We start from the raw sequence: 16,061 nt of genomic DNA, 5'->3' as shown, positions 1-16,061 counted from the left end.
AATTTCCTTAAGCCATCAAAAGCCAAACATAAGCCAGCGCCATTGAGCCGGTACCGATTACGCTCATCGCAAACAGTTTGTTACGCTTTTTCTTTTGAGGGATGACTAACCAAAAGCCAGTTAAAGTAAAAATCAGCATGAGCAGTGCAGAAACATCGATGAATCCACGCCAAAGCTCACCGCTGTAACGCCCCATATGAAGATCGTTTAACGTTGCAACAACACCGTAATTTTGTTGCTCAACGATGACTTCACCGGCTTCAACGTCAGCCTCTACGATGCTGTAACCACCTGGGCGTTTAATATCTATAACGAGGAGACGTTCCTCAGCTTCCCATTCGTAACTTACCTTGTTGCCATAGATGCCATGCTCAGAACTAAGCCATTTACGCAGCTGATTCGCCTGATCAAGCGGTTCTGTATCCCATATCCCCTCAACTGAAAGAGAATCTGGCATATCTACCGTTAACTGTTTCGGTGCATCAGCACTTTCAAACCAATCTCGGTGATTTAACGTTATTCCCGTTACTGTAAAAAACAGCATGATCACGAGCATGAACATGGAGGTGTAACTATGAAGCCAACGGACCAGTCGATTAGACTTAGATTTCGACTGGGATTTAGTCTGAGATTTGGACTTAGACTGAGTTTTCACGCTTGGCTGTTGTGTAAGGATCTGGTTCATTGGAAAGACAAAAGAGAATCAAAACCATTACGATAACTGATTCTCTTTGTAAGGCTTTAATATCGTTACAATCTTTACAGAAAAAGCAGTGCCCTACGGCGTAGAGCACTGCTACCTTAAATCCCTGAAGGGGGAAGGGATAGATTAGAACGTATAAGCCGCAGTTAACTTAAAGTTACGACCTGGCTCATAATCGTTTAGATGAAGATCACCAAACAACGGATGGAAAGTATCTCCGATACGAGAAGCATGGGATGTGTAGTGCTCATCAAAGATGTTTTCTACACCGAAGGTCAGATTAAGACCATCAGCCTGTTTTGGCGTCCAACGAGCAGAGATGTTATGCACATCGTAAGACGGTTTATCAAAGTGCTCTTCTTTGATTGTCACAAGTGACGTCCAGTTAACCGCCAGATCTTGTGCTGGTATATGGTAATCAAGTCCCAAAGATATGCTATCACCCACTTGGCGGCCCAATGGCTCATCCGTTACATCATTAGCTGATTCTGAGTGAGCATAGGTAAAACGAGCATCAAAGTTACCTTTACTCAAACCTAAGCTGGTTTCGAAACCTTGAATACGGTAGTCGCCAATATTCTGAAGTGCATTACTACCGTCATCAATATAATCATCAACATCTGTACGGAAGATGGTTAAAGCAAAATTCAATCGATCCAAACCAAAGCGCTGGCGATCTTCAAAGGTAATACCGATTTCTGAGTTTAAACCTGTCTCAGGTTTCAACTCGTTGTTCTCAACAGTCGATGCTGGAACAAACACCTCGGATAAATTAGGGCCCTGAAATAGCTCCGTAGCACTCGCTCTAACAGACCAAGCATCAGTCAGTGGATAAACAGCATTCAAACCAAATGTTGTTTCCGTGAATGTTTCATCAGATACCGCGGTATCTAATTTATAGCGGTTATAGCGAACACCCGGTGTTATAGCTAAACCGTTAGAAAACTCAATTTCATCTTCAATATAGGCTGCGTAAGACTTAGCTTTTTCTGTATTCACAGTCACCGTGTCATCTTGAAGTTTTGTTTTTTGACGGTAAATTTCAAAACCATAACGAACGTTATGTGTAAGACCTTCACTTGAAATAATAGATTCAGCAAGCACATTTACACCGCGATGAATAGCTTCGCCTTCGCGGAAACGATAAGAAGCAAAACCATTTAGCGCCTCATCACGCAATAAGTTCATGTCGTTTTCGTAGACAGTCGCGCGTAGATTAAGCATGTCACCTAGATCTAGCTCATAACCTAACGTCATTGTTTGACGCTCAAATTCCGTCGGATAAACATTCACACCAGTGATTGAGGAATTAGTCGCAGCCCCCATATCCGCACGAGGAGCATAATCACCCTGATCTAGATACTTGTCATAGCTAAATTCAATACGATTAGATTCATCGATATCCAGACCAATTTTCACTAGGCCATTTCCATTTTCACCATCATTACCTACGCTTTCAACACCTGCGCCATCTTCAGGATTATTTCGGTTTACTTCATTCAAATAGACAACGGCGTCTAGTTTTTCATTTAGTTGGGCATAGGCAGTAACAGAATAATTATGGTAATCATTGCTCGCATAGCCAGCACTGATACGTGCACCTACTTGCTGTCCATCGCGTAAAAGGTCTTTTGCATCTTTTGTTTCAAAAGCAATACCACCTGAAAGACCGCCGGTTAATACAGAATTGGTACCTACCTGAAGGTCAACAGCTTTCAGGATATCTGCATTGATCAGCAAGTTACCCATATGATGGTAAATGTTGTTGTTTTGCTTGGCGCCATCAATGGTAATGTCCAGATCGTAGTCTTCCATTCCACGAATATTGATTCGCTGATTGAGGGAATGAGCACCACCTATATCTACACCAGCCTGATCTCGAAGCAAATCACTTAAATGGTCTGCCTGTTTAATCTCGATATCATCGCTTAACATCGTCGAAGCATTGCTAATCTGGGTCCCCCAAACTTGCACTGTTTGACCTTCAACTGCTGATGAATCTGCCCAAGCTTGGGATGCCATACCGATGGCTAAAACCAACGGCAATTTCTTAGCGCAAATATGCGTTTTCATTGCTTTACCACTTAATCTAAATGCGAATTGGGTGCATTATCTATTAGATATACGTAAGCAATCACAACATTTACACTTCTTACAAAAATAACTACAAATTTTGAGAGGGTTTACATTAGAAATTAACGAGGGAGATTGATAATGATATCCAAACCGCCATATTGATTCAGGTTCGCCTTAATCGATCCACCTAGCATCTCTACTTGCCGTTGGCATAGGGCTAAACCTAACCCAGCCCCACCCACATCGCGACTACGGGCCTTATCGGTACGGTAAAAAGGATCAAAGATTTTTACAAGGTCATCAACAGGTACACCTGGCCCCCGATCAGAAACGCAAACCTGCACTGCACTATCCTTTTCTGTACAAGTTAGTTCGACTGGCTGATCATCTGGGCTATATTTCATCGCATTTCTTATAACATTTTCTAATGCTTGAGAAAGCGCCTGCTGAGATGTTCCTGAAACATTGAGAGTTTTAACATAGTTGCGGATTAACGTTCGACCTGAATATTCAAAAAGAGCATCATCACATATCAAATCTAGCAAAGTTGCTAAATTAAACGCTTCACTTAGCTCAACTTCTGGATCTCCATCCAACCAAGCAAGCGTTAATGCATCTTCTACCAACTGATGCATTTGATCTACTTCTCGTTGAAGCCTAGGCAAGAGTTCTTTAGATTTTTCTTGATCGTCCCTGCATATCTCAATCGCAAGGCCAATTCGAGTTAGCGGGGTCCTTAGCTCATGAGACAGATCACCTAAAAGCTGCCTCTGAGAATTAACTAAACGCTCTACCCTTGCAGCCATACTGTCAAAAGATTCAGCAACCTGAGTTAATTCATCTTTACGATTATCCGGAAGATTTGGCAGCACACGCGCTGAAAGATCGCCTGAAGCTAATTTTAAGGTGCCTTGATTTAAGGCCTCTAAAGGGCGCATTAGATACCTATAAGATATCCAGCAGAAAATCAGAATGATGAAAGAAGGAATAACAATAGTTAATAGGCTATGTACTAGATCAGTATCAACCTTGGGATACATCTCTCTTGGCAACTCAATTACAAAAGTGCCGGTTTGCTGCTCTAAAGGAATTCCAATGAGCACATTTTCCATGAATTCATGGACTGGCCAATACACGTAACGCTGAAAGCCTATTTTGCTTTGCAAAGCTTCCGGAATAGGCTGGCTAGAGATAATTGTATTATCAGCAGTCACAAGGGCCGACCAAGTATTAAAATCAGCTTCGATTTGCTGTGTCAGTTGAAGAACTGATTTAGCTCCCTCCGCTTCAAACTTTTTACCAGCCTCTGTAGCCAAGGCTTTTAATTTTTCCTGACTGCCTTGAGATATTTCAGTCATCCCAATAGTCACCTCATAGGAGAGATGATGAAGACTAGAAAAAATAAAAAGCGATACAGCTAATAAGCTAAAACTAAGCTGCCAGAATAATCTCCGGCTCATTGATAACAGTACCCTTGACCTCGGACAGTTTTAATCTTCTGCTCATCAACAAGTCCAGCCATCTTCGAACGAAGATTACTAACATGCATATCTAAACTTCGATCGTAGCGGCTAAAAGGCTTACTTAAAATTAACTGGTATAGATAAGGCTTTGTAAGAATCTCATCTTTATGAGTGATAAATGTTTTTAAAAGATCATGTTCGATAGGTGTGAGTTCGATATCACCGTGATCTGACTGCAAACACTTATTCTTTGAATCAAGTTTTATGGCGCCATCCGAGATAACGCCATCTGCTTTATCAACCTTATTAGATTTACTTCTACGAAGCAGCGCCTCAACCCGAAGTAAAAGCTCAGTCATATTGAATGGTTTTGGCAGATAATCATCTGCACCACCCTTAAACCCTTCGATACGATCTTGCTCAGCACCACAAGCAGACAGCATAACAACCGGTGTATCACGATATTTTCGTAGACGTTGAAGAACCTCCAACCCATCTAATTCAGGTAGCATCTTATCTAGCAGAATCAAATGAAAGCTCTGATTAATAGCGGTAACTAAACCCTCACGACCGGTAAAGCTCTGCACCGTGTGATAGCCCTGCTTATTTAGCAATTCAGTCACAGAATTACTAACCTCACGATCATCTTCGATCAATAGAATACGCGCTGGATTGAAATTTTTGATCCCTTCAAGGGCCTTAACCGGTGCTGATGTCATAGGTTCAACCTTTTGCCTGAAGATCCATTTCCATCTGGTCTAGATACCGAATCCAATTCGCTGCCATTTTTCCGTATTTAGCATCGCCTTCAGCAGCGGCTAAAGATATTCTCGCTTGCTCAAAACGCTTCTGATTGATTTGAGCTATACCTTGCATCAACTTAATTTGAGCCACTTTTTTAGGTTTACGCTTCAACAGATTAGAAAGCGTTTTCTCTGCTTGATTCCACTGTTTCTCTTGCAGCTGAATCTGAGCCAACTGCAATGACACTTTTTCACTTGGTGCTATACGATTTAGCTTCGAAAGTACTTTAATCGCCTTTGGCTTCTCTTGCGCGCGAATCCAAGCACTGCTTAATAGCCTTAAATTTTTGCTGCTTTGCTTAATAACGCCTTTTTGGAAACCTTTTTCGATCACTCTAGCGGCATGATACGGAATGCCCGAACGAAGCATTAACTGTGCTAATAATTGATAGTCCTTAGCTGACACTAACAACTTCCGTTCGAAACCTAAGCGCTGAGTAGCTAGTGCAGATTTACGCTCCCCGGCTTGTATCTGCAGAGACACCAACTGTCGCCACTGCTTAGGATTTGAGGAATAATGCTGAATCACAACTTGCTGCTGTTTAGCCGCCTGTTTCCATTGCTTTAGCTCAATATGCGCTGCTATTTTCAACTGATACCAGCTTTCTGGCGCAATACCTTTGTAACGAATCGCTGTAGTGATATGTGGTAACAGGGATTTCCAACGCTTCAGCTGGCTATAAGCCTGAGCCATCATCAGATGATCATTCGCTTTTACAGAAACCCCAGGGCTTGCCATCCACTGTTGAAGATTAGAAACACAGCTTTTCCAAGCTTCCTGCATACAATAGAGCTGGCCCAGAGTCCGCAATAGATTGACCTGTTGAGCATCAGGCAAGGCTTTTAACGCTTGGGTAGCTTTCAGATACTTTATTGCAGAAGAATAGCGCTCCTGCTGCAGAGCAACTTGAGCAAGATTATGCTGCACAAGCGCTTTAGCATAATCAGACTTAACCTTTTGCTCAGCAGCCAATAATTGCTGATTCGCTTGCTTCCACTGCCCCGCCTCCATTGATTTAAAGGCAGCATTGAGCTGTTTGTACTCATAAGCAGACAGCGCAGGCTTCGCCGCATGCCCCTGAAGAGCAAAGAGCAAAAAACAAACTGTAATTAATGATCTCAACATCTTTCTAAACTGTTCTATCCAGCTCTATTTACTTATCGAGTTTAAATTCCAAAACCTGACGCGCTTTAAATCGCACAGCCTGACCATCAACCGTCTTAATTTTAAACCGCCAACGCTTAATCGCTTTGATGACAGCGCTATCAAAGGTGCCTTTCGGATTGGATTCAACAACCTTAATAGTGTCTGGTTTAACTGTGCCAGCTTCAGTTACCAAAAATTCCACCGTCACACTACCTTCAATTTTGCGACGTAATGCTCTACGTGGGTAACTAGGCGGCACCTGACTAACCGCTGTTGGGTTAGTATCTAAAACTAGCTCGGGCGTCGGTACCGCTAGATTATTAAGAGAAGGTAAAAGGGCGACACTTATACCAACATCTATATTAGGGATATCAACCGCCGTCACTGGAGTGCTGGTAATCGGCACAACCTGCTGTTGAACCTGTGGCATTTCTGGCTGAGTTTCTGGAACGATCTCTTCCGGCTCTGGTGGTAATTCTCGAATACGCGCTTCTATATCACTCTCCTGTCGAACCATTAAAAAGTCCAGATCAGGTGTAAGGACACTTTCTGGTTCGACCTGTTTGCCAATTCCTGAAACCATCGCTAGCGCATAAAAAAGCAATATAGCTAATAACAGGCCTCCAGGGGCGACGACTAAAGCACGTAGCATTATTGCGAACCTGCTTGAGTAGCCACTGTGTAGTTCACATTAGCCAAACGTAGCTGATCGATCACCTTAACCAGTTGACCTGTAGTCGCTTGTTCGTCCGCCTGAATAACAACATTGATTTCAGATTGCTCGCTTTTCAGACGCTCAATCGCAGGACGCACCATGCGCACATCGACAGGCTTACGATCGACCCAAATCTCATTATTTGCAGAAATCGCAACCATAACCGCTGTTTTACTCTGACTATCACTTGTTTGTGCCGTAGGGCGATTTACATCGATGCCTGCCTCACGCACGAACGAAGTCGATACAATAAAGAAGATCAACATGATAAACACCACATCCAGCATAGGTGTCATATTGATTTCGGCATCGTCCTGCTGCTGAGTTAAATTGACTCGCTGTCTCATGCTGCAGACTCCTCATGTAACACTCGGCGCAAGCGGTTTCTTTCCGCTTCCGACCATCTAGATAAACGGTTGTAAAAAAGTAAACCTGCCACAGCGACTGCCATCCCAGTCATCGTTGGAAATGTTGCACTCGCCACACCGGCAGCCATCATGCGAGGGTTGCCTGTACCATATAGGGCAAGACTATCAAACACTTGAATCATGCCAGTCACTGTGCCCAATAAACCAATCAACGGACATAAGGTGATAAGGTTTTTAATCATCTGAAATTGGCCTTTCAAAGCTAAGTCCAGATCACAAACGGCACTCATTTTCTTAACGGGCGAGCTTTGTCCTTTCAAATAATCCAACAAAGATGCTTTCTGCTTGGGGTAAGCCCATACTCTATAACTGATCCGTTCAAGGATAAGGGTAAACATAAGAAAGCTTACCCATAGAATCAGATAGAGCACCCACCCTCCGGTTTGGAAAAACTGCCCTAAGGCAAACATCCAATCATGAAGACTAGGCCACATGAGTACTCTTCTCTTCTTTTGCAATAGACTCATCAGTTGCTAACAGGCCTAAACTTTTCTCTTGAAGCAGCTGAGTGATGCGACGGCTTCTACTCGTCAAATAGCTATGGCAGAACAGCAACGGTATAGCTACAACCAAACCCAAAACGGTTGTCATCAATGCTTGAGAGATACCACCCGCCATCAACTTAGGATCACTGGTACCAAACAAAGTGATACTCTGGAAGGTTGCGATCATACCGATAACAGTACCTAAAAGGCCTAAAAGCGGAGCAACGGCTGCAAGCAGCTTAACGATACTTTGGCCCTGCTCAATTTTTGGCACTTCTTTAAGGATCAACTCATCAACTTTCATTTCAAGCTGATCCAAACCTAGCTTGGAGCGGCTAACTGCCTGTAGAACACGACCTAGCGGGTTGTTATCCATCAATTGTGTAGGCTGAGCTAACTGCTTCCTAACCTGCAGTTCAGTTTTCGTCATACGAAGCATCTGCCAGAAAGCCACCAGCAAGCCGATCAAGCCTAAACCCATGATGATGTAACCGACTTCACCGCCTTGGTGAAGTCTCTCGACAAGCTTTGGCATACGATCCAATAGAGCAAATAACTGGCCTCGACTTGGATCGATTAAGACATCGACACCAGTACCATTTTGATAATCAACGATATCTTGTTGAGCACCCGAACTTGGTTGAGTCGTCAAAACCGACAGCTTTTGCTGCTGCAGATCCCAATGTAAGAATTGTCCGTCACGAGTAGCTGCTGCAAAGGCACCTATACGTAAAACTTCTGTATCAGCAGTTACACCTTCTCCATTCACAACAGGTACAGTAACTTGCTTGATTTCACCGGTAGCAGTCATTTCTAGCTGCAGCTGGTACCAAAGGCTTTGTAGGTCCTGAAGTTTCGGTACACGTTTAGAATCAGCGAATGACAGTTGATCTAATCGACCAGGGTTATCAGCACTGGTCATTGAATCCATCAAAACTGGCACTAGTTCGGATGCTGATTCTTTGGCGACTCCGAATACTTCACCTAGCTGGCCTGAGCGTTGCTGTAGTGCAGTTTCTAATTCAGCAAGCTGTTCATCATTCGCATCGAACTCAGCTTTTAACCGTTCCTGCTCTGCTTCAGCAGCGGCTAAACGCGCCTTACTTTTCGCAAGCAGCGCTTTTTGTTTACTTAAATCTGCATTGAACTCTGCTTCACGCTGGCGATTGATCGCCGTATCGGTATTGCTAATCTGTTTAACTTCGCTAAGCAAACCTTTAAGCGGCGCAGTTTCAGCGAATACTGGTAGCGAGCTAAGACCAAGGACTGCAGCTAAACCAAATTGTTTCAACATTATTATCGCTCCAGTTTAGGCAGTGGAAGGTTTAACAAACTTGGTACCTGCTGTTGCCGAGCGATTTGTATAGCCTTAGTAAGCTCTAGATTTTGGGAATCATTAAGTACCTGCCAAGACTGAGTAGAAGGCTGCCATAGCGCACTCTCACTTCCACTTAGAGACTGGTAGTACAGTACAGCGCGACCTAAACGCAAGAATGTAACCTGCTGGCCATTATTTGAAGCGAGTGCACCTTTATATGATTCGAATGTACGACCGTATTGAACTTCTACAGCATAGGCCTCAAGAATCTGACGATATTTTTCGGCCACACTCACATCAGCGCGAAGTAATAACGTCTCAAGTTTTTCTAAACGCTCTTTACGTTCCGACTTTAAGAAAGGTATGTCTTGCGCCACAAATTTACCTAATGTTTCAACCATCTGGTTCAACATAGGCAAAACAGCCTTATCCGTTTCTTCAATGGAGGCAATCTGCGCTTCCAAATCCACAACTTCTTTTTTCTGCGACTCAATCAGTAAAGCAACTTGCGCATTGTAAGCTTCGGTCACATCCGAAAGGCGCTCGTTGGTGAGATACTCATCAACAGCGACTTGAGTGCCCTGCTCAATATTATCGATGCGTTTTTGTGATTGTTGGCTTTGATTGTGTGTCACTACTGTTTTCTTAGTGCCAACATCCAGGTCGTTAGCCGCGAAAACAGGGGTGCCTGAAATAGCGAAAGCCAAAAGAGAATATTTAAACAGAGATTTCATGACCAGCAACTTACAGATAATAAAAATGAGAATAATTATCCGTTAGATTAACGGATTGCACAACCAGCTTTACAATACTTACAACAAAAAAGAGCGCTATTTAGCACTCTCTTCTTTAGATTGATTCAACTCACGAATCTTATCTGCCAATCTAGTTTTACGCTCCGACTGCGTCTGGCTCGAAGAGCCATCATCAGCTTGGCGTTGTTTTTCATAGACTGACTGATTCTTTTTCTTTTCCTGCTTAGCTTTGCGTCGTCTGCTGTCGTAGCTATCAGGATCTGCCAAACGCTCGTTACGTGTTGGGCCTTCATTAGGAATAAAGCCTTTTGCTTTTCGGCTTTTCTTTAAACGTGCCATTACTTACTACCTTCTTTTTCAGCAGTTTCTGCTTCTAATCGTTCTTGCTCTAATCTTTCCTGTTCAGCGATACGGCGTTTTTCTTCCCATTCGCAAACAGTTTCAAAACTTAATTTACCCAACTTACCTGAGCGTATTTCATTTAACAGCAAGGTTGAGGCTTTATTACGATCGACAATACCACCCGGACGCAAGCAACCTCTACGACGGCCAATTTCGTCTAAAACACCTTCGGCAAGTTCAGGCATCTCTTTGAATTTAAAACGCTCTACCAACCGGTCTGGATAATCATCCCGCATAAAACCTGCGGCAAAAATAGCCACGTCTTCATGCTCAATTGCTGTATCTTTGATCGCTCCACTCGCCGCTAATCGATAGCCAGAATCTACATCTTCAATTTTAGGCCACAAAATACCTGGCGTGTCTGACAGCGCCATACCGTTACGCGTCGTAAAACGCGTTTGGCTCTTGGTAACAGCTGGCTCATTACCTACTTTCGCAATTTTCTTACCTAATAAGGCATTGATAAGCGTAGATTTACCAACGTTAGGAATCCCCATGATCATGGCACGCACTGGGCGTCCAGAATCTGAGCGAGATGGAGCCATCTGCTTACAAATCTCAGCAATTCTATTGATCAGTTTCTTTTGAGAGTGATCAAGAGATATAGCGCGGGTATCAGGAAGGCTATTAAAGTAATCAATCCATTCCTGTGTTCTTTTATCATCAGCCAAATCGCTCTTATTTAAGAGCTTTAACGCAGGCTTGCCCTTACGCAAGGTATTAACCAATGGGTTTTCGCTGGATTGTGGTAGGCGTGCATCGAGCACTTCAATAATTACATCCACCTCATCCATTACTTTAGCGATCTCTTTCCGAGCCTTATGCATGTGCCCTGGAAACCAATTAATACTCATTGGTATGTCCTGAATCCGTAAAATTGCACTATTATACTGCATGGAGAACACGAATGTTGAACTGCGACTATTGGTAGCAGATATCTTTACTGATTTAAGCCAGAATAACCGTAATATTCGTATGAAATACCGGCCCTGTAGGTGATACACTGAGGGCATACCGCTTTATCTTATTTTGCACAAGGACCACGCACCTTTATGGAATCGTCAGAAAACTCGCAAGTGCTTATGGCACGTCAACCTATTTTCGATCGCAATCAAAAGGTTGTTGCCTATGAGCTTTTGTACAGAACGGAAGACGCCCAAGGACATGCGCTGTTTGCCAATAGCGAAGCCACCAGCGAAGTACTATTAAATGCATACACCAGTATTTCTGACTCTGGTGAGTTAAAGCGCGTCCCTGCTTTTATTAACCTCACGCGAGATATTCTGGTAGAACAGAAACTACCTGAAGTTTCTAAGAAGCACATTGTTCTTGAAATTCTTGAAGACATCGAACCGGACGAAGAAGTGGTAGAAGCGGTAAGGCAGCTACACAGCGAAGGCTACCGTATCGCTATGGATGATTTTGTTTATGATCCAAAATTTGATGCACTTCTAGAACTCAGCCAGATAGTTAAAGTAGATGTGTATGAACTGAATGACGAACAGATCAAAGAACAAGTTAAACAACTTCGTCGTCATAAAGTAACTCTACTTGCAGAAAAGATCGAAACGCACGAACAGCTAGAAACTTGCGTTGAACTAGGCTTCAAACTGTTCCAAGGCCACTTTCTGAGTAAGCCTAAAGTCATCAAAGGCAAAAAAATTCAAGGTAGCCAAGTTGCATTGATGCAGCTTATCCAAGAATTACAAAGCCCTAAAGCGACACCAGAAAAACTAGAAGAACTGATTATTCGTGACCCCGCCCTAACCTATAAACTTCTGCGTATCGTTAACTCTGCGGGTTACAGTTTGGTTCGACAGGTAGAATCCATTGCTGAAGCAATTGTTTTACTTGGTCTAGAGCAAGTTAAGAAGTGGGCTACGCTTATTGCGATGTCATCTAATCAAGACAAACCAGAAGAGCTTTCTCGTAGTTTGTTGGTTCGTGGTCGCATGTGTGAAGAGATTGCTCAAGCTCAGAAAAAGAGCAACTATGGCAGCTACTTTATGGCAGGCATGATGTCTGGCCTTCACGCCCTTTTAGATATTGAGCGTGACACTATGCTAGAGCAAGTTCCGCTAGGCGATGATATCAAAAATGCGGTCAGCCTAGGTCAAGGTGAGATCGGTCAAGTTCTAAGAAATGTCGTGAACTATGAAAATGGTGACTGGGATCTCTTGCCAATGGACCTTGATGGCACCTTATACGATCAAGCTTACCGTGCCAGCCTAGAGTGGACCCAAGAATCTATGCAAGCAATGTACGAATAATTCCTCCCGATCCTATTAATCAGGACAGCACTCGCTGTCCTGAATTGAATTTAGCTAAATCAAACCTATCTTTCGTCTAAAAAACACTCATTCCTAAGCGTATTTAGGATTATTTACTGTGTTTCTACCGTTTTCACATTAGAATAGCCGCATTTAAAGTACAGCCTTTTAAACCATCAAAAGCAGTAATTATGCCTTTACCAGCACCTGTTAATAGAACACTGAAACATACCCGAAAAGTCGTTTGCGAAGGCTACAAAAGAGAAGACGGACTTTGGGATATCGAAGCTCATCTTATTGATACCAAAACCTTCGATATGGACCACTACGGTCATGACGGCACTTTGGTTGCAGGCGCTCCCTTGCATGGTATGGCGGTGCGAATTACTGTTGATATGGACCTGAATATATTAGATGCAGTGGCTTGTATGGATGACACTCCGTTCGAAAGCTGCAAGTCCATCTCTGATGCCTATACCCAGTTGATTGGGCTACAAATTATGCCTGGTTTTACCAAACAAACTAAAGAGCTATTCAGTGGTCGCAAAGGCTGCACTCACCTGCTTGAATTGTTAGGCCCTTTAGCAACGGCTGCTTTCCAATCGACCCATCAAGAACGGGAACAGATGGAGAATTTCTGGCAGGACGGTACCAAAAAGCCACCTATGCTCGATACCTGCCATACGCTCGCGACTAATGGCGCCATTGTGAAAGAGATCTGGCCTCATTATTATGAGGAAGATCAGCTGGATACTTTGATTCCAGCAACTAACCTCGAACACGTACAATGCTGCAATGAGCTAGAACCAGCATAAAAATAAGGCTATTTCGCATGCTAATACACCCGAACAAATCTTGTCTGCTGATCATCGATATTCAAGACAAACTTGTACCTGCAATTCACAAGAAAGAAGAGCTGGTTGAAAATACAATCTGGTTAACTGCCATCGCAAACAAACTTAACGTACCTATCTTAACCAGTGAGCAATACCCTAAAGGCTTGGGCCATACGATTCCGGAATTAGCTGAGCTAATCCCAGCCGAAGGCGTTATGGAAAAAGAGTTTTTCTCTTGTATGTCGGAACCTGCTTGTAACGAAAAGATCAATTCCATCCGCCCGAACCAAGTTATTATTGCCGGTATGGAAGCACACGTTTGTGTTCTACAAACAGCACTTCAGCTAAAACAACAAGCACGAGAAGTCTATGTAGTTGCTGACTGCGTGTCGTCACGCAGCCCTGAAGATAAAGAACTCGCGCTCGATCGTATGCGCCATGCAGGCATACACGTGGTTAGCCGTGAGATGGTTGCCTTTGAATGGATGCAAAAATCAGGAACTGATGAGTTCCGCGATATCAGCAAAAACTTCCTGCGCTAATATTCAGCCCTGTCATCTATAGATGGCAGGGCTTAGTCTCCCCGCAATTCTCCAGCGAACAGCATATAAAGCTAACAATATTTAAGCCTCAAGCCATATACAGGTAAACCCTTATTGTCTATTCTGTCCTATAGACATAGTTTCATTTAGGAATTGTATATGACACAGCCGTTGTGGAGCCCGAGCCAAGCACAAATCGAACAATCTCAGCTATATCAGTTTATGCAAAACATAAACAAAAGCTGTTCGGTAAAGCTGGATAGCTACTCAGAGCTTCACCGCTGGTCTATAGAAAACCCTGAAAGCTTCTGGCTTAACATTTGGGAACAGTGCAATGTCATAGGCAGCATGGGGAACGCCCCATACCTATTAGATGCAGACCTAATGCCGGGTGCAAAATGGTTCCCTGAAGCCCAATTAAACTTCGCAGAAAATCTCTTAAAGTTTCGGGACAAAAACACCGCGATCATTAATTACAATGAAGTAGGTAAACGCTCAGAGATTAGCTATCAAGAACTCTACAACCAAGTTACTCAATACGCTGCGGGCCTTAAAAATTCAGGTATTACCAAGGGGGATGTGGTCGCAGGCTTCATGCCTAATATCACTGAAACCGTTATAGCGATGCTAGCCACGACATCGCTTGGTGCCATTTGGACCTCATGCTCCCCTGATTTTGGCGTGCAAGGGGTGATCGATCGCTTTGGTCAGGTAAAACCTAAAGTGATCTTTACGACCCAGTCCTATCTCTACAATGGCAAACGTATTGACTGTTTAGATAAAATTTCAGGTATAGCCTCGCGTTTAAGTGACACCACGGCATTCGTATTTGTGCCTTACCTAGATGAACCAACACCTGAGCTCAGCCAGATGAAGAACGCCTCCGTACTCAGCGACTTTATAGATAGTAACGCATCCGATTTACACTGTACGTCAGTTGAGTTCTCTGCCCCCCTATTCGTTATGTACTCATCTGGTACCACAGGCACGCCTAAATGCATTGTGCATAGCGTAGGAGGCACGCTCCTTCAGCACCTCAAAGAACACCAACTACACACAGATATAAGTCGGGATGATAATCTCTTCTACTTCACAACCTGCGGCTGGATGATGTGGAATTGGCTTGTGAGTGGCTTAGCGAGCGGCTGCACCATTACATTGTATGATGGCTCACCGTTTGCCCCCTCCCCCTCTGTTTTATGGGAGATGGCAGATAAAGAAAAGATTTCTGTGTTTGGCACCAGTGCTAAATATATTGCCGCCCTAGAAAAAGCAGATATCTCACCACAAAAACAGTTCAACCTTTCGGGATTACGCGCGATTCTATCAACGGGCTCTCCGCTAGCGCACGAAAGCTTTGATTATGTTTATCGGGAAATAAAAACTGATCTTTTGCTGGCTTCGATATCGGGCGGTACCGATATCATCTCCTGCTTTGCTCTTGGCTGTCCAATACGCCCAGTTTATAAGGGTGAGCTGCAATGTTTAGGCCTTGGCATGGATGTCGCCATTTTTGATGAAAGCGGCGTAGAGATTACCCAGAAAAAAGGGGAACTAGTCTGCAAATCCCCGTTCCCTTCTATGCCTATCTACTTCTGGGATGATGCTTATCAAGCTAAATACCAAACCGCCTACTTCAGCCAATTTAAGAACCGCTGGGCCCATGGGGATTATGGAGAAATAACTGAACACGGCGGAATGATTATTCATGGCCGGTCGGATGCAGTACTCAATCCAGGTGGTGTAAGAATTGGTACCGCTGAGATATATCGCCAAGTTGAACGAGTTGATGGTGTAATTGAGTCTTTATGCGTAGGTCAACCATGGGATAACGATACACGCGTGATCCTCTTTGTGGTTATGTCCGAGGACACTCAGCTAGATGATAGTCTACGCAATACAATTAAGCAGACAATCCGCCAACACACCACGCCAAGGCATGTGCCGGCCAAGATAATCCAAGTACCTGAAATCCCTAGAACGATCAGCGGAAAGATTGTCGAACTGGCTGTAAGAAAAGTAATTTTAGGTGAAACAGTGACAAATAAAGATGCGCTAGCCAATCCGGATGCATTAGATTATTTCGCTAACTTACCGGAGCTAGCCAGCTAGCTCCGG

Annotated in this window: 16 protein-coding genes; 4 read left to right on the top strand and 12 right to left on the bottom strand. The window is 43.6% G+C overall.

Annotation, left to right across the window (positions count from 1 at the left end; all coding sequences use genetic code 11):
• Nucleotides 1-7: 7 nt before the first annotated feature.
• From ACMXYV_RS07255 to ylqF, 12 genes are all read right to left on the bottom strand, one after another.
• Entirely contained in the window at nt 8-685 is a 678-nt protein-coding gene (locus tag ACMXYV_RS07255) for a PepSY-associated TM helix domain-containing protein (protein ID WP_415891111.1), read from the bottom strand.
• Nucleotides 686-829: 144 nt separating this feature from the next.
• Nucleotides 830-2,776, bottom strand: a complete 1,947-nt coding sequence (locus tag ACMXYV_RS07250; protein ID WP_415891110.1) for a TonB-dependent receptor domain-containing protein — start codon at nt 2,774-2,776, stop codon at nt 830-832.
• Nucleotides 2,777-2,898: 122 nt separating this feature from the next.
• Entirely contained in the window at nt 2,899-4,137 is a 1,239-nt protein-coding gene (locus ACMXYV_RS07245; RefSeq protein ID WP_415891109.1) for a sensor histidine kinase, read from the bottom strand.
• Nucleotides 4,138-4,235: 98 nt separating this feature from the next.
• On the bottom strand, nt 4,236-4,961 hold the full coding sequence (locus tag ACMXYV_RS07240) for a response regulator transcription factor (RefSeq protein WP_415891108.1): 726 nt from the start codon (nt 4,959-4,961) through the stop codon (nt 4,236-4,238).
• 4 nt (nt 4,962-4,965) lie between these two features.
• The gene (locus ACMXYV_RS07235; RefSeq protein WP_415891107.1) at nt 4,966-6,171 is read right to left on the bottom strand and encodes a hypothetical protein; all 1,206 of its coding nucleotides are present in this window, start codon (nt 6,169-6,171) and stop codon (nt 4,966-4,968) included.
• A gap of 28 nt (nt 6,172-6,199) precedes the next feature.
• Nucleotides 6,200-6,844 carry an energy transducer TonB gene (locus ACMXYV_RS07230; protein WP_415891106.1) on the bottom strand — a complete coding sequence of 215 codons (645 nt, stop codon included), beginning with the start codon at nt 6,842-6,844 and terminating at the stop codon, nt 6,200-6,202.
• On the bottom strand, nt 6,844-7,254 hold the full coding sequence (locus tag ACMXYV_RS07225) for an ExbD/TolR family protein (protein WP_415891105.1): 411 nt from the start codon (nt 7,252-7,254) through the stop codon (nt 6,844-6,846). Before ACMXYV_RS07225 ends, ACMXYV_RS07230 begins: the two co-directional genes overlap by 1 nt.
• Entirely contained in the window at nt 7,251-7,769 is a 519-nt protein-coding gene (locus ACMXYV_RS07220; RefSeq protein WP_415891104.1) for a MotA/TolQ/ExbB proton channel family protein, read from the bottom strand. Before ACMXYV_RS07220 ends, ACMXYV_RS07225 begins: the two co-directional genes overlap by 4 nt.
• A complete protein-coding gene (locus ACMXYV_RS07215) occupies nt 7,759-9,114 on the bottom strand; it encodes a MotA/TolQ/ExbB proton channel family protein (protein ID WP_415891103.1) in 1,356 nt (451 codons plus the stop codon). Before ACMXYV_RS07215 ends, ACMXYV_RS07220 begins: the two co-directional genes overlap by 11 nt.
• A 2-nt stretch (nt 9,115-9,116) precedes the next feature.
• Entirely contained in the window at nt 9,117-9,872 is a 756-nt protein-coding gene (locus ACMXYV_RS07210) for a DUF3450 domain-containing protein (RefSeq protein WP_415891102.1), read from the bottom strand.
• Between the two features lie 96 nt (nt 9,873-9,968).
• The gene (locus tag ACMXYV_RS07205) at nt 9,969-10,232 is read right to left on the bottom strand and encodes a hypothetical protein (protein ID WP_415891101.1); all 264 of its coding nucleotides are present in this window, start codon (nt 10,230-10,232) and stop codon (nt 9,969-9,971) included.
• The gene (gene ylqF / locus ACMXYV_RS07200) at nt 10,232-11,149 is read right to left on the bottom strand and encodes a ribosome biogenesis GTPase YlqF (RefSeq protein WP_415891100.1); all 918 of its coding nucleotides are present in this window, start codon (nt 11,147-11,149) and stop codon (nt 10,232-10,234) included. Before ylqF ends, ACMXYV_RS07205 begins: the two co-directional genes overlap by 1 nt.
• A gap of 198 nt (nt 11,150-11,347) precedes the next feature.
• On the opposite strand from ylqF, the gene ACMXYV_RS07195 reads away from it, so the two are divergent.
• The 4 genes from ACMXYV_RS07195 (at nt 11,348) to ACMXYV_RS07180 (ending at nt 16,055) form a co-directional block, all read left to right on the top strand.
• Nucleotides 11,348-12,565, top strand: coding sequence for an EAL and HDOD domain-containing protein (locus tag ACMXYV_RS07195; protein WP_415891099.1), 1,218 nt, complete (start codon nt 11,348-11,350; stop codon nt 12,563-12,565).
• Nucleotides 12,566-12,756: 191 nt separating this feature from the next.
• Nucleotides 12,757-13,380 (top strand): DUF2889 domain-containing protein, encoded by a 624-nt coding sequence (locus tag ACMXYV_RS07190; RefSeq protein ID WP_415891098.1) that lies wholly within the window; start codon nt 12,757-12,759, stop codon nt 13,378-13,380.
• 17 nt (nt 13,381-13,397) lie between these two features.
• Nucleotides 13,398-13,943 (top strand): hydrolase, encoded by a 546-nt coding sequence (locus ACMXYV_RS07185; RefSeq protein WP_415891097.1) that lies wholly within the window; start codon nt 13,398-13,400, stop codon nt 13,941-13,943.
• 159 nt (nt 13,944-14,102) lie between these two features.
• Nucleotides 14,103-16,055, top strand: a complete 1,953-nt coding sequence (locus tag ACMXYV_RS07180) for an acetoacetate--CoA ligase (RefSeq protein WP_415891096.1) — start codon at nt 14,103-14,105, stop codon at nt 16,053-16,055.
• The last annotated feature ends 6 nt before the right edge of the window (nt 16,056-16,061 follow it).

It is taken from the genome of Neptuniibacter sp. SY11_33, from assembly GCF_047778025.1.
GTDB lineage: Bacteria > Pseudomonadota > Gammaproteobacteria > Pseudomonadales > Balneatricaceae > Neptuniibacter.
The sequence above is the reverse complement of the archived record's forward strand: the minus strand, read 5'-3'. Positions and strand labels throughout refer to the sequence as shown.

Excerpts from the sequence above, each read along its gene's own strand:
- ACMXYV_RS07255 (WP_415891111.1), bottom strand. The coding sequence starts at position 685 with ATGAACCAGATCCTTACACAACAGCCAAGCGTGAAAACTCAGTCTAAG.
- ACMXYV_RS07250 (WP_415891110.1), bottom strand. The coding sequence starts at position 2,776 with ATGAAAACGCATATTTGCGCTAAGAAATTGCCGTTGGTTTTAGCCATC.
- ACMXYV_RS07245 (WP_415891109.1), bottom strand. The coding sequence starts at position 4,137 with ATGACTGAAATATCTCAAGGCAGTCAGGAAAAATTAAAAGCCTTGGCT.
- ACMXYV_RS07240 (WP_415891108.1), bottom strand. The coding sequence starts at position 4,961 with ATGACATCAGCACCGGTTAAGGCCCTTGAAGGGATCAAAAATTTCAAT.
- ACMXYV_RS07235 (WP_415891107.1), bottom strand. The coding sequence starts at position 6,171 with ATGTTGAGATCATTAATTACAGTTTGTTTTTTGCTCTTTGCTCTTCAG.
- ACMXYV_RS07230 (WP_415891106.1), bottom strand. The coding sequence starts at position 6,844 with ATGCTACGTGCTTTAGTCGTCGCCCCTGGAGGCCTGTTATTAGCTATA.
- ACMXYV_RS07225 (WP_415891105.1), bottom strand. The coding sequence starts at position 7,254 with ATGAGACAGCGAGTCAATTTAACTCAGCAGCAGGACGATGCCGAAATC.
- ACMXYV_RS07220 (WP_415891104.1), bottom strand. The coding sequence starts at position 7,769 with ATGTGGCCTAGTCTTCATGATTGGATGTTTGCCTTAGGGCAGTTTTTC.
- ACMXYV_RS07215 (WP_415891103.1), bottom strand. The coding sequence starts at position 9,114 with ATGTTGAAACAATTTGGTTTAGCTGCAGTCCTTGGTCTTAGCTCGCTA.
- ACMXYV_RS07210 (WP_415891102.1), bottom strand. The coding sequence starts at position 9,872 with ATGAAATCTCTGTTTAAATATTCTCTTTTGGCTTTCGCTATTTCAGGC.
- ACMXYV_RS07205 (WP_415891101.1), bottom strand. The coding sequence starts at position 10,232 with ATGGCACGTTTAAAGAAAAGCCGAAAAGCAAAAGGCTTTATTCCTAAT.
- ylqF (WP_415891100.1), bottom strand. The coding sequence starts at position 11,149 with ATGAGTATTAATTGGTTTCCAGGGCACATGCATAAGGCTCGGAAAGAG.
- ACMXYV_RS07195 (WP_415891099.1), top strand. The coding sequence starts at position 11,348 with ATGGAATCGTCAGAAAACTCGCAAGTGCTTATGGCACGTCAACCTATT.
- ACMXYV_RS07190 (WP_415891098.1), top strand. The coding sequence starts at position 12,757 with ATGCCTTTACCAGCACCTGTTAATAGAACACTGAAACATACCCGAAAA.
- ACMXYV_RS07185 (WP_415891097.1), top strand. The coding sequence starts at position 13,398 with ATGCTAATACACCCGAACAAATCTTGTCTGCTGATCATCGATATTCAA.
- ACMXYV_RS07180 (WP_415891096.1), top strand. The coding sequence starts at position 14,103 with ATGACACAGCCGTTGTGGAGCCCGAGCCAAGCACAAATCGAACAATCT.